Below are 22,328 nucleotides of genomic sequence, written 5' to 3'. Positions count from 1 at the left end.
TGTTCTTTGCTTTAGATGCAACCGGCGATTATAAGTTTGCCCCCGCAGGCAGTTGTTTGCGTGACAGGCGGCATGCGCCAACTGCGATAGTGTACGAACCATGGCACAATTTATTTAACAGGTTAAATAATTACAGGAGACCCCATGAACACCCTCACATCCCCCCTCGCCCTGCTCAACGACCCTTCATTGCTTAAAACCGATGCCCTGATCAACGGCCAATGGGTCGCAGGCAGCAAGCGTTTTGACGTGACCGACCCGGCCACCGGCGGGCACTTGGCCAGCGTGGCCAACCTCGGCGCGGTCGAAGCCGAAGCCGCCATTGCCGCCGCCAACGCCGCTTGGGGCCCCTGGAAAACCAAGACGGCCAAAGAGCGAAGCATCATCTTGCGCAAATGGTTTGACCTGCTGATCGCCAACACCGAAGACCTGGCGCGGCTGATGACCGCAGAAAACGGCAAGCCAATCGCCGAGTCGCGTGGCGAAGTGGCTTATGGCGCGAGTTTTGTGGAATGGTTTGCCGAAGAGGCCAAGCGCGTCAATGGCGAAACGCTGCCGCAGTTCGACAACAACCGCCGCCTGCTGGTGCTCAAGCAGCCCATTGGTGTGTGCGCGGCCATCACGCCCTGGAACTTCCCTCTGGCCATGATCACCCGCAAGGTGGCCCCGGCCCTGGCCGCTGGCTGCCCTGTGGTCATCAAACCCGCCGAGCAAACCCCGCTCACCGCCCTGGCGGCTGCCGAGTTGGCCATCCGCGCGGGCATCCCAGCTGGCGTGCTCAACATCGTCACCGCCGACGGTCCGCAAAGCATTGCCATTGGCAAAGTGCTGTGTGCGAGCGACGTGGTGCGCCACATCAGCTTCACGGGCTCTACCGAAGTGGGCCGCATCTTGATGGCGCAATCGGCCCCGACGGTGAAGAAAATGTCTTTGGAGTTGGGGGGCAACGCGCCCTTCATCGTGTTTGAAGACGCCGACATCGACAGCGCCGTCGAGGGCGCATTTGCCAGCAAATACCGCAACGCGGGCCAGACCTGTGTGTGCTCCAACCGTTTTTATGTGCAGGAATCGGTGTACGAAGAGTTCGCCACCAAGTTCGCAGCCAAGGTCAAAACGGCCAAAGTCGGCAACGGCTTTGCCGAGGGTGTGAACCAAGGCCCGCTGATCGAGCCTTCGGCCCTCGACAAGGTGGAGCGCCATGTGAAAGACGCTGTGGCCAAAGGTGCCCGCGTGCTCACTGGGGGCAAGCGCTTGGACGGCCAGTTCTTTGAGCCCACCGTTGTGGCCGATGCCACCGCCGACATGGTCTGCGCCAAGGAAGAAACCTTTGGCCCCTTCGCGCCGATCTTCAAGTTCAAGACCGAACAAGACGCCATCTTTGCGGCCAACAACACCGAATTTGGCCTGGCCAGTTACTTTTACAGCCGCGACGTGGGCCGCATCTTCCGCGTGAGCGAGGCGCTCGAATACGGCATGGTCGGCATCAACGTGGGCATTTTGGCCACCGAGCACGTACCGTTTGGCGGCGTCAAGCAGTCGGGCCTGGGCCGCGAAGGCTCGCACCACGGCATGGACGACTATGTGGAAATCAAATACCTCTGTGTGGGCGATATCCTGAAATGACGGCCAGAAGCGACAAAAGCCGCCAGCAGCGCTGGCGGCTTTGCGCGGTTGAGATCAAGGCACCCCTGGGTGCCTTTTTTCATGACTTTTTGGCCAAACCCAAGCGTTCAATCGTGCCACGCTCGACCTCGAAGGTGCGCTGTCCATACCGGGTGTATTCCTCGGTGCCCATGTAGATCACAGGCTGGAAGAATCGGTCCAGGGTCTCGAGCACCTTGGGGTCTTCTAGCGTTTTCTTGAACGCGTCGTGCAACACGCGCACCACCGCAGGGTCCATGCCCTTGGGGCCGCCAATGCCAAAGGGCGATTCGCTGATCGTGTCCCAGCCACTTTCCTTCACCGTCGGAATGTCCGGGAATGCCTTGGTGCGGTTACGCCCCAGCGTGGCCAAAAGGCGCAGCTTGCCCTCTTTGACCAGCGGTGCGAATTCGGTCGTGCCGCTCATCACGCGAATGTGCCCACCCAAAATGGCTTGCATCAACTCGGCCGAGCCCTTGTAGGGAATGTGATTGAGCTCAACGCCCGCTTTTTGCGAAAACTCTTCGATGGCCAGGTGCGGCGTGGTGCCGGTCCCGGTGCTGCCGTATTCCACTTTGCCTGGGTTGGCTTTGGCATAAGCCACCATCTCCTTGAGCGTCTTAAAGGGCGCGTCCATGGTCGCCACCAAGCCAAAGGTATAGCCCGTCAGGCACGCGATGTGCGTGAGGTCTTTCACCGGATCAAACGCCATTTTTTGCATGTGGGGTAGACGGTAAATGCCCAGCGGCAATTGCGTCAGCATGTAGCCATCGGGCTTGGCGTTGACCATGGCGGTCGCGCCCAAAGTACCGCCTGCGCCGGGCCGGTTGTCCACGATCACCGACACGCCCAAGGCGCGCGAAGCGCTTTCGGCAAAAGCACGCATCACAGCATCGCTGCTGCCGCCCGGTGGCCAAGGTGCAATCAGCGTGATGGGTTTGTTGGGGAAGGCGCTCTGGGCCCACACGCTGCGGCTCATCAAGGCGGGCGCGGCCATGCCCGCCAAAATGCCGGCCATGCCTTGCAGTGTTTGACGACGTGGGCGGTCAGGGTTCAGGTCATGGGGTTCGGTGGGGACTTTCATGTGCAGGCGCTCCTTGAGGAGTTAAAACATTCAATTTAAGGACCCGCAGCCCGTGCGTCCATCGGGTTAGCCCCCAGCCAAGCCCAATCAGGTCACACGCGTGACAAATCGAACACGCAAGCGCCCCCGTAAGCACCTGCCTTGCCGTGTTTTCAGGCAGTACAATCAAAGCACGCGGGTGTCGTTTAATGGTAGGACTCTTGCTTCCCAAGCAAATAACGTGGGTTCGATTCCCATCTCCCGCTCCACACAAAGAAGGCCCCGAAAGGGGCCTTCGGCGTTCAGGCCCTTTGGTCTTTGCGAACGCCCAGCCTGTTGCACGTCCGACTGCCCTATTTTCCCCATGAACATCACCGTCAACGAAGAACTCAAAGCCTACATCGACCCCTTGACACCCGATGAACACGCGGCGCTCGAGCGCAGCATCATGGCCGAAGGTTGCCGCGATGCGCTTGTGCTTTGGGGCGATGTGTTGGTCGACGGACACAACCGCTACGGCATTTGCCAAAAACAGGGTCTGCCTTTTCAAACCGTGCAAAACACGCGCTTTCAGTCGATGGAAGACGTGCACCTGTGGATGATTGACCAGCACTTGGGAAGGCGCAGCGTGTCAGATTTCCAGCGAGGCGTGCTGGCACTGCGCAAACGCGAGATTTTGGCTGCGCGGCGGGCGAATGCCATCGCCGCGACGGGTGACGCCGATGCAGTGGCGTTTTCACCCGACAAAAGCACCGAAACAGCCGAAACCAATCCACTCAAAAGCCGAGCTGACATTGCCAAAGCCGCCCGCTTGAGCAGCAGCCAAGTGGTGCAAATCGAGAAAATTCAGAAACAAGCCGCACCCGAGCTGCTGGCCGCCATCAAGGCCGGCGCGATCTCCATCAACGCCGCAGCCGCTGTGGCCAGTCTGCCTGCCGAAGAACAAAAATCGGCGGCTTTGGCGGGCAAGGACAAATTAAAGCAAGCCGCCAAACGGGTGCGCGACACCAGCCGCAAACCTGCCCAAGAAGACGCCACAACGTCGACTTTGGATGAGGTTCAAAGACTGAATGAGCGTGTGGCCGCCTTGAGCGCAGAAAACCAAGAACTGCGTGCCCAAGTGGCCGAGCTTCAAGCCCGTTTGATCGGCTGAAGACTTGGCAACGCCTCTTTGAATCCAACGCCCCATCTCTGAGCGGGTTCATCTGCCGGGTGTCAGTAGGAGGTGCTGCCCTCTTGCAAAGCCAAAGTGGTCACTTGCGTCTCGGGCAGGCGCAAACGCACCCCTTGAAAATACAGTTGGGCTTGCTGGGGTTGCTCAAAATGCACGCGCCAAGGCGGGGGACCATAAACGCTGCGGGTCTCATGGGTTTTAAGCGCCAAGACGGTGCTTGCACCAGAGGCATCAACCACGCACACAGCGCCATCTTTTTGGGCCACGATGTAAACCATATTGCCCGATTTGCTTGGGCGAGTGGGCACAAGCACCGTGTCGGCTTCGACCTTGCCGCACAGTCCCAAAGCCACATGTCGGCTCTGAACGGGTTCGGCCACTTGTGCAGCCGTGGCAGCTTGGGACAATGTGGTCACCTGTTTGTCGGATTCCGATGCTTGGGCCAATGGTGCAGCAGGCGCAGCAGTAGGCAAAACAAGGTCAGGCGTTGCAAGCGCTGACGCCCCTGAAGACGGCTCACGCGCAAGAGTTGCAAAAACACCGGGGGTTTCGCGCCAAAACTGCTGAGATCCCCCGTTTTGCCATTTTTGCTGAAGCCAACCCGACCCCGAGACCACGGCAATCAAGATCAAAATCGGCGCAGCGATCAGTCCGGGTTGTCGGTAAAAGACCGACGTCTGCCTGAGTGGCACCGATCGTTGCCCCAACAAGTGCGTCAAATCCTGAATCACCTGTGGCTCGTGCTGCGCCTGTGAGTCGTCCAAGGGTTGAACCACGACAGCAGGATCTCCACCTAATAAACGGGCCAATTTACGGGCTGCACTTTCCTTGATCGCCGGCGTGTAAAAAAGCGAGTTGCCCCCGCCTTCCAGTTGCAGTATTTGGGCTACCGACAAATTGGATCTGCTCGCCAATGCGGTCACTTCCATCTGCTGCGCCACACGCCATTCGTGCAACAACTCTCCACGGACTCGATCTGCGAACGGATTGGACATGTTGAAATCAAAAAACTGCTATTTTGTATTGCTTTTGTGAAATTTATACCAAGTAGAAACCCATAATCAAGTTATTTTTTGATCTTAGAAATTAAATTTTTCAAATAATTCATCAGAAATAAAAAAACCGCAACAAGTTGCGGTTTTCAGAGAACGCTCAAGCCCAATCAGAAGATCAACTTCACGCCCGTCTTGCTTTGCAAGGCCTCAGCGGTGACACCCGGGGCCAGTTCGACCACTTTCAGGCCGGCGTCGGTCACATCCATCACCGCCAGGTCGGTGATGATGCGGTCCACCACGCCAACGCCAGTCAATGGCAAGGTGCACTGGGGCAAAATTTTCAAATCCTCGGTGCCGTCTTTCTTTTTGGCCACGTGCTCCATCAAAATGATCACCCGCTTGACGCCTGCGACCAAATCCATCGCACCGCCCATGCCCTTGACCATCTTGCCGGGGATCATCCAGTTGGCCAGATCGCCCTTTTCGCTCACCTGCATCGCGCCCAAGATCGACAAATTGATCTTGCCGCCTCGGATCATGGCAAACGACTGCTCGCTGCCAAAAATCGATGAGCCCTTGATGGTCGTCACGGTCTGCTTGCCCGCGTTGATCAGGTCGGCATCGACCTCATCCTCGGACGGGAACGGGCCAATGCCCAACATGCCGTTTTCACTTTGCAACCAGACCTCTTTGTCGGCGGGCACAAAGTTGGCCACCAGCGTGGGAATGCCGATGCCCAGGTTCACATAAAAACCGTCTTCCAATTCGTGGGCCGCACGGGCGGCCATTTGGTCTTGACTCCAGCTCATATCAGACTCCCGCCTTTTCAGTGATGGTGCGTTTTTCGATGCGCTTTTCAGGGTGCTGGTTCAGCACGATGCGGTGCACATAAATGCCCGGCAGATGCACGCTGTCGGGGTGCATGGCACCGGTTTCCACAATCTCCTCGACCTCGACCACGCACAGCTTGCCCGCCATGGCCACAGCGGGGTTGAAGTTGCGCGAGGTGTAGCGGAACTGCAGGTTGCCCGATTTGTCAGCACGGTGCGCCTTGACCAGCGACACATCGGGCACCAAAGAGCGCTCCATCACATAGGTCTCGCCGTCGAACTCGCGCAGCTCTTTGCCCTCTGCCACCAAGGTGCCCACACCGGTCTTGGTGAAGAAGGCCGGAATGCCTGCGCCGCCCGCACGCAGCTTTTCGGCCAGCGTGCCCTGTGGCGTGAACTCCAGCGCCAGCTCGCCCGCCAAGTACTGGCGCTCGAACTCTTTGTTCTCGCCCACATAAGACGAAATCATCTTCTTGATCTGACGGGTTTGCAGCAGCTTGCCCAAACCAAAGTCGTCCACGCCCGCGTTGTTGGAGATGGCCGTCAGGTTTTGCACACCGCTGTCCCGCAGTGCATCGATCAGGGCTTCGGGAATGCCGCACAGGCCAAAACCGCCCACACCGATGAGTTGCCCGTCAGCGACGATGCCCTTCAAGGCTTCGGCTGCGGAGGGAAAAATCTTGTTCACACCGATCTCCTGCAATGGATGAAAGCGTTACGATACTACGTAATCGAATACGTAGTTTTTCGTAGAGGGCGGCCCTAGGCCACACATCATGCACACCGACATCGATTACCGCCTCGCCTTCGACCTCGCCCCCATCGGCATGGTGCTCTCGCGCAACCGCGCCATCGTTGACTGCAACCAGCGGGTATGCGAGATGTTTGGCTTGACCCGCGAACAACTCATCGGCCAGAGCTTTCAACTGCTCTATCCCAGCGCCGACGAATACGAGCGCACAGGGCAACGCATCGCACCTATCCTGAATGCCAACGGTGTGTATGCAGATGACCGGGTGATGAAGCGGGTGGATGGTCGCCTCAAGGGCGAAACTTTCTGGTGCCATGTCACCGGCAGAGCCCTCAACCGCGAGGCCCCACACGCAGCGGGCATCTGGACTTTTGAAGACTTGTCGGCCCGTAAGCCGGTCAGAGCCGAGCTCACCGCCCGCGAGCGCGAAGTCGCAGCCCACCTGATGGACGGGTTGACCAGCAAGGAAATGGGGCGCGCTTTGGGCATCAGCCACCGCACCGTCGAAATTTACCGCGTTAAGTTGATGCGCAAGTACCAGGCCTCAGGAGCGGCCGATCTGATCCAAAAGTTGATGCGAGGGTGACTTCGCTTCAAAAACCCACGTACCGCACGAGTTTGTCCGAATCTTCGCGCACCGACTTCACACTGTTGGCCACAAAGTCTTCGTCCGGATAACCCATGGCAATGCAAATCATGATGTTTTGGTCATCGGGAATGCCCGCATGCTCGCGCACAACAGCAGATTGCATGATGCCCTGCCCATTGATCACGCTGCCCAAGCCGCGCTCCCAAGCTGCTAACACCAGCGCGTGCGACAAAGCGCCTAGGTCAAACTGACTGATGGCGGCAGGCTCAAGGTATTTGTCGTAAGTCAGCACCAGCGACACCGGCGCATCAAACTGCCTGAAACCGCGCATGACCCAATCGGTGCGGCGAGCTTTGTCGTCACGTGCAATGCCCATGACATCAAACAGTTGCACGGCAATGCCCACCTGGCGTTCGCGGTGAATGCCTTCATAGGATTCTTTCATCGGGAAATCGCGCTTGGGTGGCACCCCTTTGAGCATGTTCTCGGTGTTGCCCTGGCGAATGCGCTCCAAGGGTTCACCGGTCACCACATGCACATGCCAGGGCTGGGTATTCATGGACGACGGTGCCCATTTGGCCACCTCAATAATCTCTTCGATCACCTCGCGGGGAACGGGTTTGGGCAGGTAGCCGCGAATGCTTTTGCGGGCCTTGATGAGTTCTGAAAATTCCATTAAGAGTCTCCTCATTCGAGGATGGGTGAAAAGCATTGCACCGTCAATGCGGCCCTGTTGCATCGGTTACAGGCGCTTGCGCTCAGGCCAACGACTCGACCACCTCGGTCACCGTGCGAAACGCATCGATGGCCGCTGGAAACCCGCAGTACACCGTGGCGTGCAACATCACTTCACGCAGCTCTTCGGGCGTGGCCCCATTGTTGAGTGCGCCGCGCACATGGCCTTTGAGCTCATGCTGTTTGCCCAAAGCGGTAAGCATGGCCACAGTCACCAAGCTGCGGGTTTTGAGGTCCAGACCCGGGCGCTGCCACACATTGCCCCAAGCGTTGCGGGTGATGAACTCCTGCATGGGCAGGGTGTAGTCGGTGGCATTGCCAAAGGCGCGGTCCACAAATTCGGACCCCATGACCTGCGTGCGGGTGTCGATGCCCGCCTGGAAGGTGGTGTCATCTATGCGATCGGCACGGGCTTGTTGCGAGGGCGAAAGTGATGGTGTTGTGGACATGACAGGCTCCTGAAATGGTCGTCAGCATAATCTGTCGCGCGGCCGCACATGAGCAAGCGCAGCGCATCAGGCATGGATACCCGTCTTGTCGGGCATCACAGAATCGCTTTTTTCAGACATGACACAACAAAGGATTTTTATGAGCCCCCGCTACCCCGCACCCGAGATCAAGGACTTGCCCGAGGACATCAAAGCCAAAGTGCTCGAAGTACAGGAAAAAGCCGGTTTTGTGCCCAACGTGTTTTTGGCCTTTGCCCGCCGCCCGGCCGAGTGGCGTGCATTTTTTGCCTACCACGACGCACTGATGGTGCCCGAGTCGGTGGGTCGCGAGAGCGGCCTGAGCAAGGGTGATCGCGAGATGATCGTGACCACCACCAGTGCGGCGAATCACTGCCTGTATTGCGTGGTAGCGCATGGCGCGATTTTGCGTATTTATGAAAAAAAACCGCTGGTGGCCGACCAAGTGGCCATTAACCACCGCAAGGCCGACATCAGCCCACGCCAACGCGCCATGCTCGACTTTGCGCTCAAGGTTTGCGACCACTCCGACCAAGTGGAAGAAGCCGACTTTGCCGCCCTGCACACGCACGGCTTTGACGACGAAGACATCTGGGACATCGCAGCCATCACCGCTTTTTTTGGTCTAAGCAACCGCATGGCCAGCTTCAGCGGCATGATGCCCAACCCCGAGTTCTACCTGATGGGCCGCGCGCCCAAAGCCAAACCAACGACCTGATCGGACGCCAGGGCCTTTTGCGACCAGGGATACCCGCATGCGTGGGCATGACGGACAGTTGTCACCCCCGACCCGATCGGGGGCCCATGCCTTCAGTCGGCATGGACAGCCGTCAAACCGAGTGTGACAACTGTTGCCGTGCGAGCAAGGCCCAAGCCATTTGCACCAAAACCTCTTCAAACGCGGGGCTACCCAGCAGAGGTGACTTTTCAAGACTGGCACTGCGAAGGGTGCCAATCACCGAACGGGTTAACACGAACATTTGCGCGGGACTGGGCGTTTGCAGCGCGGGATGGTGGATGCGCTCAAAAAATATGGCTAACCGATCGGCCACCTGGCGCACAGCGCTGGCGGTTTCCTCGGGCTTTTCAAGTGTCCAGCACAGATGAATCAGGCTTTGACTGAGCCCCTTACCGGTGGCAAAGCCCCGTACCAGAATGCGAACAGCCTTGGCCAACAGCTCACGGCCGTCCAGTTGGCGCACTTCGGGCAGGGTTTCCAACTCGCTCAAATACCGCTCCAACTCTTGCAGCACCATCTCTTGCCCGCGAGTGGCCATGGCCCGCACCAGCACTTCTTTGCTGGGAAAGTACTGGTACAGCGTCCCGATTGAAAAGCCGGCTGCGGCAGCCACTTTATTGGTTGTCAATCCCCCCTCGCCTTCCTTGTCCAGAATCTGAGCAGCGGCCTTGAACAGGGTTTGCATGGTTTGCTGCGCCCGCGCCTGCGACGGCTGACGACGCAGGCCTGGAGCGGCTTGCGGCTTGGTAGACGCTTTGTCAGGTTTGGCTGTGGCCATGAAAAAGCCTTTGAAAAAATGTGAGCAGATAGCGAGTTGCAAGGTTTTTGCAAAACCTGAACAATGCTCACATTCTGAACGATCACGAGAGACAAGTTCTATGAACACCCATCCCAACGCCCCCACCGAATTGACCGTTCGACGCTTGAGCGTCGACCTGAGCCAAGGCTTTTCTCGTCACTGGAACGGCGGCGATGCCTTTTTAACGGCTTACGCCAACGCGTTGTCGATGAGTTTTCCTGTCGGCGAACAGGCTTTCATTGACGCGGTTAAAGCAGGGGCCAAAAACCTGCCCAACACCCCAGAAAACGACGAACTCAAGCAAATTGCCAAGGGTTTTGTTGGGCAAGAGGCCACGCACCGCCACCTGCATGGCTTGTACAACGCCCATCTGGACAAACAAGGCTTGGTTAACCACTGGGGCCCACGTGCCGAGCAGCGGTTGAAAAAAGGTCGCGAAGAATTTTTCAGCAAAAGCGACAAAGGCTATTTGCATGAGTTGGCCATCACCGCCGCCTTTGAACACTTCACCTCGATTTTTGGCGACCTGACCCTGGATCGCATGGACCAGCCCGGTGACTGGTTTGCCGGTGCCGAGGAGCCGCTTAAAACCCTGTGGCGCTGGCATGCTGCCGAAGAGTCCGAGCACAAATGCGTGGCCTTTGACCTGTATCAACGCTTGGGTGGCAACCACACTTGGCGCATGCGCTGGTTCTGGTTTGTGACCGTTCAGTTCAGCACCGATGTGCTGCGCCAAACCATCAACAACCTCTGGCACGACAAGACGCTTTTCAAGCCATCCACCTGGTGGTCAGCAGGCCAATTTTTGTTCGGTCGCCACGGCATGGTTTGGCGCGTTGCCAAGCCTTTGTGGGCCTACACCCGCAAAGACTTTCACCCCATGCAAGTGGGCAGCGCCACGCTGTCGCAAGACTGGCTGCAAAGCCACGCCGGCCAGTGGCGTGCGGTGGGGGCACCAGCACAGTCGGCTGCGTAAAAACCGATTCATTGACCCAGGCCCGCAACCCAACGGGCAGGGTCAATGGGTTTTAGACCGCAAAACCATCGTCGGCTGAAATCACCGCGCCATTGATGAAGTGGCTCTGGTCGCTGGCCAGCAGCATGAGCAAAGCGTCCAGGTCTTGCGGCTGGCCCACGCGCTTGCGTGGCAGCATGCTGATGATTTTTTGGCCTTGTTCGGTTTGCCAGTGGTGGTGATTGATCTCGGTGTCGATGTAGCCAGGGCAAATCGCATTCACGTTGATGCCAAACTTGCCCCACTCCACCGCAAAAGCCTTGGTCATCTGCACCACGGCGGCCTTGCTCATGCAATAAACGCCGATTTGCGGCAGCACTTTGAGCCCCGCCATAGAGGCGATGTTGATGATCCGCCCACCCGTAAAACTGCCCGGTGCAGCCCCCTTGGCCCGTGCCAACATGCGTTTGCCGACCTCTTGCGCCACGAAGAACGCACCGCGCACATTGGTGTTCATGATGAAGTCGTAATCTTCTTCCGTCACGTCCTGGATGCGCTGGGTGGTGCTCACCCCAGAGTTGTTGACCAAAATGTCGATGCTGCCCATCTTGGTTTCGGCATGGGCAACGGCGGCGGCAATGCTGTGCCGGTCGGTCACATCCATTTCGACCACATGGGCGTCGCCGCCTGCGGCTTCGATTTCTGCACGCAGGTCTTTCAGCTTTTCAAGCCGACGACTCGCCAGAACCACCCCGGCGCCGGCAGCAGCAAGGGTTTTGGCAAATTGGGCACCCAAACCACCCGATGCTCCGGTGACCAAGGCCACGCGGCCCGACAAATCAATTTCATAAGCCATGGCAAATTCTCCAAAGGGGTTCGTCCCCGTCGCTGCCAACGGGTGACGCCATTGTGCGGGGCAAGCGCCTTTCTGCCGCATAAAATGAGTCACACGCCCGACACGCCCGTGCCGGCCCGAATCCACAACTTCAAACAGAGACGTTCATGAGCCCCGAAGAAATTTTGAGCACTTATGGCCCGCGAGAATCCATGGAATACGACGTGGTCGTGGTGGGTGGCGGCCCCGCAGGCCTGTCCACGGCCATCCGTCTGAAGCAGCTGGCGGCAGAAAAAGGCAGCGATGTGTCGGTTGTGGTGCTGGAAAAGGGCGGAGAGCCTGGTGCCCACATCCTCTCGGGCGCGATCATGGATCCCAAGGCTCTGACCGAACTTTTCCCTGATTGGAAAGAACGCGGGGCGCCGCTCAACCAGCCCGTGACGGATGACGCCTGGAGCTTTTTGAGCGAAACCGGCGCCACCCGCACCCCCGGCATCTTCTTGCCCGAATGCGCACAAAACCATGGCAACTACATCATCAGCCTGAGCAACTTCACACGTTGGCTGGGCCAGCAGGCCGAAAATCTGGGCGTGGAAATCTTCCCCGGCTTCACCGCTGCCGAAGTGCTGTACACCGAAGACGGTTCGGTCAAGGGCGTGGCCACTGGCAACATGGGCGTGGGCAAAGACGGTGAGCCGACAGAGAACTTCCAGCTGGGCATGGAATTGCACGCCAAATACACGGTGTTTGCCGAAGGCGCACGCGGCCATCTGGGCAAGCAACTGATCGCCAAGTACAAACTCGACGAGGGCCGCGACCCTCAAACCTACGGCATCGGCATCAAAGAAGTCTGGGAGATTGACCCTTCACGCCACACCCCTGGTTTTGTGATGCACACAGCAGGTTGGCCCATGAACAACGACACCTATGGTGGCGCGTTCATGTACCACATGGAAGACAACAAGATCGCCATCGGTTACGTGGTTGGCCTGGACTATGCCAACCCTTGGTTGAGCCCGTTTGAAGAGTTCCAGCGCTGGAAAACCCACAACAACATCAAGTGGTACTTCACAGATGCCAAGGGTGAGGTCAATGCCAAGCGCATCGGCTACGGCGCACGCGCCATCACCGCAGGCGGCTTGATGAGCCTACCTAAAACCGTGTTCCCCGGTGGCGCGCTGGTCGGCTGCGATGCCGGTTATCTGAACGTCAGCCGCATCAAGGGCAGCCATGCCGCCATCAAGACCGGCATGCTGGCGGCCGAAGCCGCTTACGACGCTCTGCAATCAGGCCGTCAGCACGACGAATTGGCCGCCTACCCCGAGGCCTTTGAAGCCAGTTGGTTGCACTCCGAACTGAACAAATCGCGCAACTTCAAGAGCTGGTTCAAAAAAGGCCTGACCGTGGCCACACTCATGAACGGGTTCGAGCAGTTTGTGTTGCGCGGCCACATTCCTTGGACGCTGCGTCGCGACAAAGCCGACCACACTTACCTCAAACCCGCCGCCGAGTGCAAAAAGATCGACTACCCCAAACCCGATGGAAAGCTCACGTTTGACCGTTTGAGCAGCGTGTTCATCAGCAACACCAACCACGAAGAAAACCAACCAGCGCATTTGACGCTCAAAGACGCCTCGGTGCCCGTCAGCATCAACCTGGCCCAATTTGCCGGGCCCGAAAGCCGCTACTGCCCGGCCGGTGTGTACGAATACGTCAAGAACGCAGACAACAGCGACCGCTTGCAGATCAATGCGCAAAACTGCGTGCACTGCAAAACTTGTGACATCAAAGACCCCACCCAAAACATCGTCTGGGTCACGCCCGAGGGCGGCGGTGGCCCCAATTACACCGGCATGTGAGATTGCCCTGTTTTCAAAGAGGCCCCGCAAGGGGCCTTTTTTTTGACGAATCCGCTTGCGATGCTTGCCGTCACTTTGGCATCACCACCCCCTCGAAAACCCGTAGGCCATCTGGCCAAAGAGCCCTCCATAATTAAACTTGTATGACAAGTTGATTCGCAACCTGTTGTCGTCCACTCATCCACGAGGAGCTTCGAATGAAATTGAACAAATTGGTGTTGGGCCTGACTTTGGCCATCGGCTTCATGTCTACCGCCTCTGCTCAAACCGTCATGCGCAACAGCATTTCGATCGCACAAAATTCTCACCAAGGTGAGGCCATCGACACCTTGGCCAAAGAAGTAGAAAAGCGCACCAACGGTCGCATCAAGATCCAGAACTTCTACTCCGGCTCTTTGGGCGGCGAGCGTGAGTCCATCGAATCGGTGCAACTGGGCACCCAAGAGTTGGCCACCACATCCACAGGTCCTGTGCCCAATTTCGTTCCCGAAGCACGCATTCTTGACGTGCCTTTTTTGTTCCGTGACAAAGCGCACGCTCGTGCGGTGCTGGACGGCCCCATTGGCCAAGAGTTGCTGACCAAGTTCGAATCCAAAGGATTCAAGGCCTTGGCCTGGGGTGAAAACGGCGTGCGTCACATGACCAACAGCAAGCGTGCCGTTAACGAGCCAAGCGATTTGAAGGGCCTGAAAATGCGCACCATGGAAAACCCCGTGCACGTTGCCGCCTACAAAGGTCTGGGCATCGTGACCACTCCCATGGCGTTTCCTGAAGTATTCACCGCCTTGCAGCAAGGCACTGTGGACGGCCAAGAAAACCCCTTGTCGGTGATCATGGCGTCCAACTTTGACCAAGTGCAAAAGCACCTGTCGCTGACTGGCCACGTCTACTCACCTTGCATCATCTTGATGAACAAAGCCACCTACGACAAATTGAGCGCTGCTGACAAGCAGATCTTCCTGGATGCAGCAAAAGAAGCCGTCAAGGTCAACCGTGCACGCGTTGACAAGGACGATGCCAATGGCGTAGCTGAGTTGCGTAAAAAAGGCATGAACGTGATCGAGAACGTGGACAAATCCAAGTTCGTCGCCACCTTGGGCCCCATCAACGCCGAGTTTGAAAAGCAGTTCGGTAAACCCAACCTGGATCGCATCCGCAATTTCAAGTGATTAGACGCTTGTATGAAACGCCCGACCAATCTTGGATTGGCGGGCGTTTTTGATTTTGTTGAAAAGGAATTTTTATGCGATCGCTTTATTTGAGCGTAGAGAGGTGGACTACCGCTTTGTCCATGCTCGTGGCCTGTTTGATGCTGACCGTTGCGGCCAGTTTGGGCATGTTGCAAATTTTCACCCGCTTTGTGCTCGAGCTGCCACTCGAATGGACCGAGGTCATCATCCGCTTCAGCTTGATCTGGATGGTTTTCATGGGCATCCCCATGGCCTTTCGTCAGGGCTCCATGGTGAGCGTGGACGTGCTGTACCGCTGGAGCGGGCCGCGCATGAAAAAAGCTCTGGACACTGCAGTGGCGGTTGCCGCGCTGACTTTGGTGTGCATCATCATCTGGTGGGGTTGGGACTATGCCAATCGGGGCAAAGTCCAGTCCATGATCGGTCTGGAAGATGTGTCCATGTTTTGGGCCTACATGGCTTTGCCGGTGGGCGCGTGCTTCAGCGTGATCAGCATCATCGGCAATTGGCTTGATCCACAGCGCCTTGAATTGGAGACCGCACAATGAGCGTCGTCATGCTTTGCACCATGGTGCTGTGTTTTGCACTCACCATTTCCGTGGCCGTGTCGATTGGTTTGTCGGCCATCGTGGGCATTCAAATCGGCAACGCCAACATGCTCATCTCCGTTAAGGAGATGTTCAATTCGATCAACAAGTTTCCGCTGGCCGCCATCCCCTTCTTCATCTTGGCTGGCAACATCATGGAGACCGGCGGCATCTCGCGCCGCCTGGTGGAGTTTGCCAAGAGCATCGTAGGCGGCGTTCAAGGCGGTTTGCCCATGACCTGCGTGCTGACGTGCATGATCTTTGCGGCAGTGTCGGGCTCGTCGGTGGCCACCACCTTCGCCATCGGCACCATCCTGATTCCGGCGCTCATCAAGCACGGCTACCCAACCACCTATGCGGCTTCATTGCAAGCCACCTCGGCCGAACTGGGGGTGATCATTCCGCCCTCGATTCCGATGATTCTTTATGGCGTCAGCGCTGAGGTGTCGATTGGCGAGTTGTTCATTGCTGGTTTTGGTCCGGGCCTGTTCATTGGTGTCGCCCTGATGTTCTGGGTGTGGGTGTATTGCAAATACAAAGGCTGGGGCAAAAACGATGGCGATGGTCGCCTCAGTTTTGGCAAGGCCACATGGCAGGCCGGTTGGGCGCTCATGATGCCGGTGATCATTCTCGGCGGTATTTACGGCGGGGTGTTCACGCCCACAGAAGCCTCGGCGGTCGCGGTGTTTTATGCGCTGTTGGTCGGCACGCTCATCTACCGCGAGATCAAGCTGAAAGACCTGTTCACGATCATGCGCAAATCTGTGCTGTCAAGCGCGGTGATCATGTTCATCATTGCCAACGCAGGTTTGTTCGCATTTTTGATCACACGCGCAGGCGTGCCCGAAGCCATTGGCCACTGGTTGCAAGATGTGCTCAAGTCACCCGCTTATTTCCTGTTGGGTGTCAATGCGGCCTTGTTCTTCATCGGCATGTTCATCGAAACCAGCGCAGCCATCATTGTGCTGGCCCCCATCTTGGCCCCTGTGGCCGTGCACTTCGGCATCGACCCTGTGCACTTTGGTCTGGTCATGGTTGTCAACCTGGCCTTGGGCATGATCACACCGCCTTTTGGTGTGAACCTGTTCGCGGCCTGCACCGTTGCCCGCATCTCGCTGGACCGGATGATCAAAGACCTGATTCCCTTTGTCCTGGTCATCTTGGTCTGCCTGATGGTGGTGAGCTACGTGCCGGCCTTGTCATTGACTTTGCGGGATTTGGTTTACGCCAAATAAAGCTAAAATTTAGTGTTTTTACACAACGCCTGGCCCCTGAAGGCCAGGCTTTTTTTGTTATTCACCATGCCCATCCACTACTCCGAAGACCACACTTGGCTCCAAATCGAAGGTGACGGCGACACCGCGGTCATGGGCATCACCGTGCACGCCCAAGACACCTTGGGAGATATTGTGTTTGTGGATCTGCCCGAGATCGGCAAAACATTTGCCGCCAAAGAGGTGGCTGGCGTGGTCGAGTCGGTCAAAGCCGCAGCCGACGTGCACATGCCTGCCGGTGGAGAAATCATCGAGGTCAATGAGGCTCTGCGCGCAGACCCGTCCCTGGCCAACTCCGATCCTTTGGGTCAAGGTTGGTTTTTCAAAGTCAAGCTGACCCAGCGCGCCGACTTGGACGCTTTGCATGACGAGGCCAGCTACCAAAAATTGACAGCCTGAGCGCTGTCTGTAGAATCCCCTTTTTCAGCTTCCAAGTGGGGTGACGCCGGTTTTGCAACCGTCACCCCGAGTCGGACCCAATCCGACGTTCACCGTGGGAGAGATTGAAGGCCCCAAGCCTTCAACGCCGAAGGAGCAACCACCCCGGAAACTCTCAGGCAAAAGGACCGTGGTGAACAATGCACTCTGAAGAGTTGCCGGGATTCGTCTCCCGGCACACCGCAGGAGCAAACCCATGCCCCATCCGGGCCGGGTGAATCTCTCAGGTTTCAAACAGAGGGGGTCGTTCTGCACACATTCGGTGTGCAGTTCGTCCATCCGTTTGAGACGCTTTTACTGAGAGAACTCCCATGACAAACAGGGTCAAAAAACACATGGTGATTGTCGGCGGCGGCATCACGGGCATCACCAGCGCCTATGCACTGGCCCAACAAGGCATCCAGGTCACCCTGATCGAGAAAAATCGCTACCCCGGCATGGAAACATCCTATGCCAATGGCGGTCAGCTCTCCGCATCCAACGCCGAGGTCTGGACTCACCCGTCGACCATCATCAAGGGCCTCAAATGGATGCTCAAGAGCGACGCCCCGCTCTTGATGAACCCAGCGCCCACTTGGCACAAACTCAGCTGGATGGCCGAATTTGTGGCCGCCATTCCCAAGTACAAAGAGAACACCATCGCCACGGCCCAACTGGCCATCGCGTCGCGCGAACACCACTTTGCGTGGGCCAAGGCCGAAGGCATCGACTTCGACCACAAGCGCGAAGGCATCTTGCACATCTACCGCGATAAAAAAGGCTTTGACCACGCTGGCGAAGTGTCCAAACTGCTGGCGCAAGGCGGGCTGCCGCGCCGGGCCGTGACGCCCTCCGAAATGAAAGCCATCGAACCCACATTGCAAGGCCAGTACTACGGCGGTTATTTCACCGAAAGTGATTCAACGGGCGACATCCACAAGTTCACTTTTGGCTTGGCCAAAGCTTGCGAACGCTTGGGCGTGAAAATCTTGACTGAACACCAAGTACTGAGCGTCGATGCCAATGGCCAAACCGCCACGGTGCAAGTGCAGCACCAAGGCCAAACCGAGACCCTCAGCTTTGACGGCATCGTGATCTGCGCTGGCGTGCACGGACGCAAGTTGGCCGCTCAATTGGGCGACCGTTTGAACATCTATCCGGTCAAGGGCTACTCGATCACCGTCGGCCTGAACGACGAAGCCAGCCAAGCCGCAGCACCCCAAGTGAGTTTGCTGGACGACGAAACCAAGCTGGTCACCAGCCGTCTGGGCACAGACCGTTTCCGCGTGGCGGGCACCGCCGAATTCAACGGCATCGACCTGGACATTCGCGCCGACCGCATCAAGCCCCTGGTCAACTGGGTGAACGAATGCTTCCCGGGCGTAGACACCCGTCGCGTGGAGCCCTGGGCCGGTTTGCGTCCCATGATGCCGACCATGCTGCCGCGTGTCGGCGCAGGCAAAAAGGCCAACGTGTTCTACAACACCGGTCACGGCCATTTGGGTTGGACTTTGTCGGCCATCACGGCGCACCAACTGGCTGGGCATGTGCTGCAAAGCATGGGGCAAAATGCGCGTTCGTTTGCTACACCCACCACCGCTGCAGCAGCGGCTTGAACCATGACCCTTCACGTCCTGCCTGTCAATTACCGCCACCCCGCCGATCGCGATGCACTGGTCATGTTGCTTGATGCCTATGCGCGCGACCCGATGGGCGGTGGTGAAGGCCTACAGCAGGATGTGAAGGCACGCCTGTGCGATGACCTGGCTGCGCGGCCTGCTGCCGCCAGCTTCATTGCCTGGCTGGGCGATGCGCCTGTGGGCCTGGTCAACTGCATCGAAGGCTATTCCACCTTCAAGGCAAAACCTTTGATGAACATCCACGACATCGCCGTGCTGCACAGCCACCGTGGGCAAGGCGTGGGCCAAGCCTTGCTGGCCGCCGCCCAACAGCATGCCCAATCGCGCGGCTGTTGCAAGCTCACGCTCGAAGTGCTGACAGGCAATGCGCAGGCTCTGAAAAGTTATGTGGGTTTTGGTTTTGAACCCTATGCCTTGGACCCCGCAGCGGGCCAGGCCAGCTTCATGCACAAGTGGCTTTAACGCGGCTCAAAAATCAATAGAAGTCACAACGGCTTCCTTGGCCATCTGCCACTGCTCTTTCAGCCAACGCTTGAGTTCTGCCTCGTTTTGAATCCGGCGCAAATCACGGGCCAGGCTGTCTGCGCTGTGGCGCTGATCGGCCTGGATGCGCTGCAATGACTGGCTCAGCAAGGCCTCGTCGGCGTCGGCCCGTACCGGCACACACAACTCACGACTCAGACGGCTTTGCAACTGGTCCAAGTCGTCTTCCAGCGCGGCCACCTGCTCTTTGAGCAACAGGCACATGGCGAGCAATTTGTCGTCGGCCATGCGTGCGGTGCCTGCCTTGTTTGGGGGGTTGACTTGGCTCACCTGCATTTGCAGTCGCAGCAAAGTCGTCAAGTCATTTCTCTCATAAGCGGCATTGACCTCGCTCATCAAACCGGTTTTGCGCAAACGCGCTGACTCGTCGGGTTCGCGGTCCGGGTGCAAGGCGCTGGCCAGTTGCCGATAAATCGTGCGGATCGCGCTTTTGGCATCGGTTTGGCCCTGCATGGCCACCGGCACGTGGCCTTTGTCGGCGGCAGTGCTTTTCTTTTGGGCCTCTTTTTGCGCTTGTTTTTGCGTTTTTCGGGCCGCACGCTTGTCGGCCTTGCGTTCATCGTCGGCTTGCTGCTGGCGCTGCCACTGGCGCATGCCTGCCTGCATCATTTCTTCAGGCGTCTGGTACTGGCTGGGTTTCTCAAGCGGCTGGCCCAGCGCTTCTTCGATGCGTTCACGCAGGCGCTGGGCCGCCTCGGCCTGTTCTTCGGCGGCCTCTTGGGTGTCCTCTTGGCTCACGTACAAATCGGCCAGCGCCTGCACTTGTGGGTCAGCAGTGGCGGACAGTTGTTCGATCAGGCTGCGCAGCTTGCCACGGGCCATGCGTTGCTGCTGTGCCGTCAGGTCTGCCGCCTGCAAGCGTTCATGCACAAACAACAACAGACTTTTTCGGTGGGCCTGCGCTTGTTGCACCGACTCACGCAAGGCCTGAATGTGGGTGTAACGGTGCTGGTCTGACCAAACTTCCAAGCGTTGAATCTGGCCCGAGAGCGACTCGATGCGGGCCAACAAGGCATTGAAACGCTGCTGCGCCGGGCTCAGTGGGGTGTGGGCATCGGGCTGAACCGCCAAGGCGGACAGAGACAGCGGTGCATCTACAGGCGTATCGGGCAAGGAGGTCATCGGAAAAAAGTCATGGGTACAGTCTGTGCAGGCGCTGGGCTCGCTGAAAGGGCTGCCAGATGTTAACGCCCCTATTGCACAAATGGCGGCCCCTGTTGCAGACTCGGGCCAATGGCTGCGCCGTTGATAATCCCCCTCACTGTTTGAAAATCGCTTGCCCCATGCCCAGCCCCGCCCCCTTCAAAATCCTGAGCCTCATCCCGCCGATGACGCAGCTCAACACGCCCTACCCTTCCACGGCTTACCTGACGGGGTTTCTGCGTTCGCGGGGTTTCGATGCGGTGCAAGAAGACCTGGCGCTGGCCACGGTACTGGCCTTGTTGAACAAACAAGGGCTGACCGATTTGCGCGATGCCGCCATGGCCTTGCCCATCGAAGACCGATCGGGGCCGGTGAACTTTTTCCTCGACCACTTCAAGGACTACGCCGTCAGCATCGACCCCGTCATTGCATTTTTGCAAGGCCGCGACAGCACGCTCAGCCACCGCATTGCAGGCCGGGGCTTTTTGCCCGAAGGTCCGCGCTTTGCAGCACTTGACGCGTATGAAGACGATGGCACGGGCGATCCAATAGGCTGGGCCTTTGGCGCACTGGGCCAGACCGACCGCGCCCGGCATCTGGCCACGCTGTATTTGAACGACTTGGCCGATGTGCTGCGCGATGCCGTGGACGAAGGCTTTGAATTCGTGCGCTATGCCGAGCGCCTGGCCGCCAGCCAACCCAGCTTTGATGCACTGGCCAGCGCCTTGGCCGAACCGCCCAACCTGATCGACACCACGCTGGAGCGCTTGGCCTTGCAGGCTGTTGAGCGCCACCAGCCCACGCTGGTGTTGCTGTCGGTGCCCTTCCCCGGCTCGGTCTATGCGGCCTTTCGCATCGCCCAATGCATCAAGCGGGCGCACCCGCACATTCGCATCGGCTTGGGGGGTGGCTTTGTCAACACCGAGCTGCGCGAGCTGAAAGACGCGCGCGTGTTCGACCATGTGGATTTCGTCACGCTGGATGGCGGTGAGCGCCCTTTGCTCAGCCTGATCGAGCACCTGCAAGGCCAGCGCGGCGTGCAGCGCCTGCAGCGCACTTTCCTCAAAAACGAGGCAGGCCAGGTGCAGTACATCCACCTGCAAGAGCCCGACATCGCCTTTGAAGACGTGGGCACGCCCACTTGGGATGGTCTGCCGCTGCACCAGTACCTGTCGTTGCTGGACATGCTCAACCCCATGAACCGGCTGTGGAGCGATGGACGTTGGAACAAGCTCACGGTGGCGCACGGCTGCTACTGGAAGAAGTGCAGCTTTTGCGATGTGAGCTTGGACTACATCAGCCGCTACGAAACCGCGCAGGCCAGCACCTTGGTCGACCGCATCGAGCAGATCGTGGCCGAAACAGGCCAGACCGGTTTTCACTTTGTGGACGAAGCCGCCCCCCCCAAAGCCCTCAAGGCCTTGGCCGAAGAACTGCTGCGCCGGGGTGTGCAAATTTCATGGTGGGGCAACATCCGCTTTGAAAAAACATTCACCCCCGAGTTGTGCGACTTGCTGGCCCAAAGCGGCTGCATCGCCATGTCGGGCGGGCTTGAAGTCGCGTCTGACCGACTGCTGAACCTGATGAAAAAAGGCGTCTCGGTCGAACAAGTGGCGCAAGTGACCAAAGGCTTTGCCGATGCGGGTGTGCTGGTGCACGCCTACCTGATGTACGGCTTTCCGACGCAGACCGTACAGGACACGGTGGACGCGCTCGAATACGTGCGCCAGCTGTTTGAAAACGGCTGCATCCACAGCGGCTTTTTTCACCGCTTTGTCTGCACCGTGCACTCACCCGTGGGGCAAAACCCCGAGGCTTACGGCGTCACGCTTTTGCCGCTGCCCGAAGGCACGTTTGCCAAAAACGATGTGGGCTTTGTCGACCCGACGCCCATGCCCCCGGGCGTGGACCACGACCTGCTGGGCCAAGGCCTGAAAAAAGCGATTTACAACTTCATGCACGGCGTGGGCGTCGAAAACGATGTGCGCCAATGGTTTGAGTTGCCCAAAGGCCAGTGCCCCAAAACCACCGTGCCGCGCCACAAGATCGCCAAAGCGCTGGACTGAGTCCGTGCTGCCCATTATTTAATCACCATGCGCCAG

Annotated in this window: 22 protein-coding genes, 1 tRNA gene and 1 riboswitch; of the genes, 14 read left to right on the top strand and 9 right to left on the bottom strand. The window is 58.1% G+C overall.

Annotated elements, in window-relative coordinates; genetic code table 11:
* Nucleotides 1–144: 144 nt before the first annotated feature.
* Nucleotides 145–1,623, top strand: coding sequence for an NAD-dependent succinate-semialdehyde dehydrogenase (locus BN3544_RS03000; protein ID WP_019428693.1), 1,479 nt, complete (start codon nt 145–147; stop codon nt 1,621–1,623).
* A 79-nt stretch (nt 1,624–1,702) separates the two neighbouring features.
* Here BN3544_RS03000 and BN3544_RS02995 read toward each other — a convergent pair whose 3' ends face one another.
* Complete coding sequence (locus tag BN3544_RS02995) at nt 1,703–2,725, bottom strand: tripartite tricarboxylate transporter substrate binding protein (protein WP_019428692.1); 1,023 nt, start codon at nt 2,723–2,725, stop codon at nt 1,703–1,705.
* Between the two features lie 174 nt (nt 2,726–2,899).
* Between BN3544_RS02995 and BN3544_RS02990 the strand changes: the two genes are divergently transcribed.
* Both BN3544_RS02990 and BN3544_RS02985 read left to right on the top strand, forming a co-directional pair.
* Nucleotides 2,900–2,973, top strand: a tRNA-Gly gene (locus tag BN3544_RS02990).
* A gap of 95 nt (nt 2,974–3,068) precedes the next feature.
* The gene (locus tag BN3544_RS02985; RefSeq protein ID WP_019428691.1) at nt 3,069–3,857 is read left to right on the top strand and encodes a ParB N-terminal domain-containing protein; all 789 of its coding nucleotides are present in this window, start codon (nt 3,069–3,071) and stop codon (nt 3,855–3,857) included.
* A 62-nt stretch (nt 3,858–3,919) separates the two neighbouring features.
* Here BN3544_RS02985 and BN3544_RS02980 read toward each other — a convergent pair whose 3' ends face one another.
* The 3 genes from BN3544_RS02980 to BN3544_RS02970 all read right to left on the bottom strand — a co-directional run bounded on the left by BN3544_RS02980 (nt 3,920) and on the right by BN3544_RS02970 (nt 6,391).
* Entirely contained in the window at nt 3,920–4,873 is a 954-nt protein-coding gene (locus BN3544_RS02980) for a helix-turn-helix domain-containing protein (RefSeq protein WP_155820318.1), read from the bottom strand.
* A gap of 167 nt (nt 4,874–5,040) precedes the next feature.
* Nucleotides 5,041–5,682 carry a CoA transferase subunit B gene (locus BN3544_RS02975; RefSeq protein ID WP_019428689.1) on the bottom strand — a complete coding sequence of 214 codons (642 nt, stop codon included), beginning with the start codon at nt 5,680–5,682 and terminating at the stop codon, nt 5,041–5,043.
* Between the two features lies 1 nt (nt 5,683).
* Nucleotides 5,684–6,391: a CoA transferase subunit A gene (locus BN3544_RS02970; protein ID WP_026036423.1), complete on the bottom strand. Its 708-nt coding sequence runs from the start codon at nt 6,389–6,391 to the stop codon at nt 5,684–5,686.
* A gap of 88 nt (nt 6,392–6,479) precedes the next feature.
* Between BN3544_RS02970 and BN3544_RS02965 the strand changes: the two genes are divergently transcribed.
* Nucleotides 6,480–7,040, top strand: a complete 561-nt coding sequence (locus BN3544_RS02965) for a LuxR C-terminal-related transcriptional regulator (protein ID WP_019428687.1) — start codon at nt 6,480–6,482, stop codon at nt 7,038–7,040.
* A gap of 7 nt (nt 7,041–7,047) precedes the next feature.
* Here BN3544_RS02965 and BN3544_RS02960 read toward each other — a convergent pair whose 3' ends face one another.
* Together BN3544_RS02960 and BN3544_RS02955 are read right to left on the bottom strand one after the other, a co-directional pair.
* On the bottom strand, nt 7,048–7,719 hold the full coding sequence (locus BN3544_RS02960; RefSeq protein WP_019428686.1) for a nitroreductase: 672 nt from the start codon (nt 7,717–7,719) through the stop codon (nt 7,048–7,050).
* 82 nt (nt 7,720–7,801) lie between these two features.
* Nucleotides 7,802–8,227, bottom strand: coding sequence for a carboxymuconolactone decarboxylase family protein (locus tag BN3544_RS02955; RefSeq protein WP_019428685.1), 426 nt, complete (start codon nt 8,225–8,227; stop codon nt 7,802–7,804).
* A gap of 139 nt (nt 8,228–8,366) precedes the next feature.
* Between BN3544_RS02955 and BN3544_RS02950 the strand changes: the two genes are divergently transcribed.
* Nucleotides 8,367–8,963 carry a peroxidase-related enzyme gene (locus BN3544_RS02950; RefSeq protein WP_019428684.1) on the top strand — a complete coding sequence of 199 codons (597 nt, stop codon included), beginning with the start codon at nt 8,367–8,369 and terminating at the stop codon, nt 8,961–8,963.
* A 112-nt stretch (nt 8,964–9,075) separates the two neighbouring features.
* Here BN3544_RS02950 and BN3544_RS02945 read toward each other — a convergent pair whose 3' ends face one another.
* Nucleotides 9,076–9,762, bottom strand: a complete 687-nt coding sequence (locus tag BN3544_RS02945) for a TetR/AcrR family transcriptional regulator (protein ID WP_036074705.1) — start codon at nt 9,760–9,762, stop codon at nt 9,076–9,078.
* A gap of 100 nt (nt 9,763–9,862) precedes the next feature.
* Here BN3544_RS02945 and BN3544_RS02940 point away from each other — a divergent pair, with 100 nt between their 5' ends.
* Complete coding sequence (locus BN3544_RS02940) at nt 9,863–10,759, top strand: metal-dependent hydrolase (protein WP_019428682.1); 897 nt, start codon at nt 9,863–9,865, stop codon at nt 10,757–10,759.
* Nucleotides 10,760–10,811: 52 nt separating this feature from the next.
* Here BN3544_RS02940 and BN3544_RS02935 read toward each other — a convergent pair whose 3' ends face one another.
* A complete protein-coding gene (locus BN3544_RS02935) occupies nt 10,812–11,594 on the bottom strand; it encodes an SDR family oxidoreductase (protein ID WP_019428681.1) in 783 nt (260 codons plus the stop codon).
* 146 nt (nt 11,595–11,740) lie between these two features.
* On the opposite strand from BN3544_RS02935, the gene BN3544_RS02930 reads away from it, so the two are divergent.
* The 7 genes from BN3544_RS02930 (at nt 11,741) to BN3544_RS02900 (ending at nt 19,002) form a co-directional block, all read left to right on the top strand.
* Nucleotides 11,741–13,432: an electron transfer flavoprotein-ubiquinone oxidoreductase gene (locus BN3544_RS02930; protein WP_019428680.1), complete on the top strand. Its 1,692-nt coding sequence runs from the start codon at nt 11,741–11,743 to the stop codon at nt 13,430–13,432.
* A 197-nt stretch (nt 13,433–13,629) separates the two neighbouring features.
* Nucleotides 13,630–14,601 (top strand): TRAP transporter substrate-binding protein, encoded by a 972-nt coding sequence (locus BN3544_RS02925; RefSeq protein WP_019428679.1) that lies wholly within the window; start codon nt 13,630–13,632, stop codon nt 14,599–14,601.
* Between the two features lie 74 nt (nt 14,602–14,675).
* Entirely contained in the window at nt 14,676–15,170 is a 495-nt protein-coding gene (locus BN3544_RS02920; protein ID WP_026036421.1) for a TRAP transporter small permease, read from the top strand.
* On the top strand, nt 15,167–16,444 hold the full coding sequence (locus BN3544_RS02915) for a TRAP transporter large permease (protein ID WP_019428677.1): 1,278 nt from the start codon (nt 15,167–15,169) through the stop codon (nt 16,442–16,444). The genes BN3544_RS02920 and BN3544_RS02915 overlap by 4 nt, the downstream gene beginning before the upstream one ends.
* Nucleotides 16,445–16,510: 66 nt before the next feature.
* Nucleotides 16,511–16,882 carry a glycine cleavage system protein GcvH gene (gene gcvH, locus BN3544_RS02910; RefSeq protein ID WP_026036420.1) on the top strand — a complete coding sequence of 124 codons (372 nt, stop codon included), beginning with the start codon at nt 16,511–16,513 and terminating at the stop codon, nt 16,880–16,882.
* A gap of 85 nt (nt 16,883–16,967) precedes the next feature.
* A riboswitch (glycine riboswitch) is annotated at nt 16,968–17,062 on the top strand.
* 170 nt (nt 17,063–17,232) lie between these two features.
* The gene (locus BN3544_RS02905) at nt 17,233–18,516 is read left to right on the top strand and encodes a D-amino acid dehydrogenase (protein ID WP_019428675.1); all 1,284 of its coding nucleotides are present in this window, start codon (nt 17,233–17,235) and stop codon (nt 18,514–18,516) included.
* A 3-nt stretch (nt 18,517–18,519) separates the two neighbouring features.
* The gene (locus tag BN3544_RS02900) at nt 18,520–19,002 is read left to right on the top strand and encodes a GNAT family N-acetyltransferase (RefSeq protein ID WP_019428674.1); all 483 of its coding nucleotides are present in this window, start codon (nt 18,520–18,522) and stop codon (nt 19,000–19,002) included.
* 6 nt (nt 19,003–19,008) lie between these two features.
* Here the strand turns inward: BN3544_RS02900 and BN3544_RS02895 are convergent, their stop codons facing one another.
* Nucleotides 19,009–20,205, bottom strand: a complete 1,197-nt coding sequence (locus tag BN3544_RS02895) for a coiled-coil domain-containing protein (RefSeq protein WP_019428673.1) — start codon at nt 20,203–20,205, stop codon at nt 19,009–19,011.
* A 161-nt stretch (nt 20,206–20,366) separates the two neighbouring features.
* Here BN3544_RS02895 and BN3544_RS02890 point away from each other — a divergent pair, with 161 nt between their 5' ends.
* Nucleotides 20,367–22,292: a B12-binding domain-containing radical SAM protein gene (locus tag BN3544_RS02890; RefSeq protein ID WP_019428672.1), complete on the top strand. Its 1,926-nt coding sequence runs from the start codon at nt 20,367–20,369 to the stop codon at nt 22,290–22,292.
* The last annotated feature ends 36 nt before the right edge of the window (nt 22,293–22,328 follow it).

It is taken from the genome of Limnohabitans sp. Rim47 (assembly GCF_001517545.1).
GTDB lineage: Bacteria > Pseudomonadota > Gammaproteobacteria > Burkholderiales > Burkholderiaceae_C > Limnohabitans_A.
This window is presented reverse-complemented; position numbering and strand designations above follow the sequence as displayed.

Excerpts from the sequence above, each read along its gene's own strand:
- BN3544_RS03000 (WP_019428693.1), top strand. The coding sequence starts at position 145 with ATGAACACCCTCACATCCCCCCTCGCCCTGCTCAACGACCCTTCATTG.
- BN3544_RS02995 (WP_019428692.1), bottom strand. The coding sequence starts at position 2,725 with ATGAAAGTCCCCACCGAACCCCATGACCTGAACCCTGACCGCCCACGT.
- BN3544_RS02985 (WP_019428691.1), top strand. The coding sequence starts at position 3,069 with ATGAACATCACCGTCAACGAAGAACTCAAAGCCTACATCGACCCCTTG.
- BN3544_RS02980 (WP_155820318.1), bottom strand. The coding sequence starts at position 4,873 with ATGTCCAATCCGTTCGCAGATCGAGTCCGTGGAGAGTTGTTGCACGAA.
- BN3544_RS02975 (WP_019428689.1), bottom strand. The coding sequence starts at position 5,682 with ATGAGCTGGAGTCAAGACCAAATGGCCGCCCGTGCGGCCCACGAATTG.
- BN3544_RS02965 (WP_019428687.1), top strand. The coding sequence starts at position 6,480 with ATGCACACCGACATCGATTACCGCCTCGCCTTCGACCTCGCCCCCATC.
- BN3544_RS02960 (WP_019428686.1), bottom strand. The coding sequence starts at position 7,719 with ATGGAATTTTCAGAACTCATCAAGGCCCGCAAAAGCATTCGCGGCTAC.
- BN3544_RS02955 (WP_019428685.1), bottom strand. The coding sequence starts at position 8,227 with ATGTCCACAACACCATCACTTTCGCCCTCGCAACAAGCCCGTGCCGAT.
- BN3544_RS02950 (WP_019428684.1), top strand. The coding sequence starts at position 8,367 with ATGAGCCCCCGCTACCCCGCACCCGAGATCAAGGACTTGCCCGAGGAC.
- BN3544_RS02945 (WP_036074705.1), bottom strand. The coding sequence starts at position 9,762 with ATGGCCACAGCCAAACCTGACAAAGCGTCTACCAAGCCGCAAGCCGCT.
- BN3544_RS02940 (WP_019428682.1), top strand. The coding sequence starts at position 9,863 with ATGAACACCCATCCCAACGCCCCCACCGAATTGACCGTTCGACGCTTG.
- BN3544_RS02935 (WP_019428681.1), bottom strand. The coding sequence starts at position 11,594 with ATGGCTTATGAAATTGATTTGTCGGGCCGCGTGGCCTTGGTCACCGGA.
- BN3544_RS02930 (WP_019428680.1), top strand. The coding sequence starts at position 11,741 with ATGAGCCCCGAAGAAATTTTGAGCACTTATGGCCCGCGAGAATCCATG.
- BN3544_RS02925 (WP_019428679.1), top strand. The coding sequence starts at position 13,630 with ATGAAATTGAACAAATTGGTGTTGGGCCTGACTTTGGCCATCGGCTTC.
- BN3544_RS02920 (WP_026036421.1), top strand. The coding sequence starts at position 14,676 with ATGCGATCGCTTTATTTGAGCGTAGAGAGGTGGACTACCGCTTTGTCC.
- BN3544_RS02915 (WP_019428677.1), top strand. The coding sequence starts at position 15,167 with ATGAGCGTCGTCATGCTTTGCACCATGGTGCTGTGTTTTGCACTCACC.
- gcvH (WP_026036420.1), top strand. The coding sequence starts at position 16,511 with ATGCCCATCCACTACTCCGAAGACCACACTTGGCTCCAAATCGAAGGT.
- BN3544_RS02905 (WP_019428675.1), top strand. The coding sequence starts at position 17,233 with ATGACAAACAGGGTCAAAAAACACATGGTGATTGTCGGCGGCGGCATC.
- BN3544_RS02900 (WP_019428674.1), top strand. The coding sequence starts at position 18,520 with ATGACCCTTCACGTCCTGCCTGTCAATTACCGCCACCCCGCCGATCGC.
- BN3544_RS02895 (WP_019428673.1), bottom strand. The coding sequence starts at position 20,205 with ATGACCTCCTTGCCCGATACGCCTGTAGATGCACCGCTGTCTCTGTCC.
- BN3544_RS02890 (WP_019428672.1), top strand. The coding sequence starts at position 20,367 with ATGCCCAGCCCCGCCCCCTTCAAAATCCTGAGCCTCATCCCGCCGATG.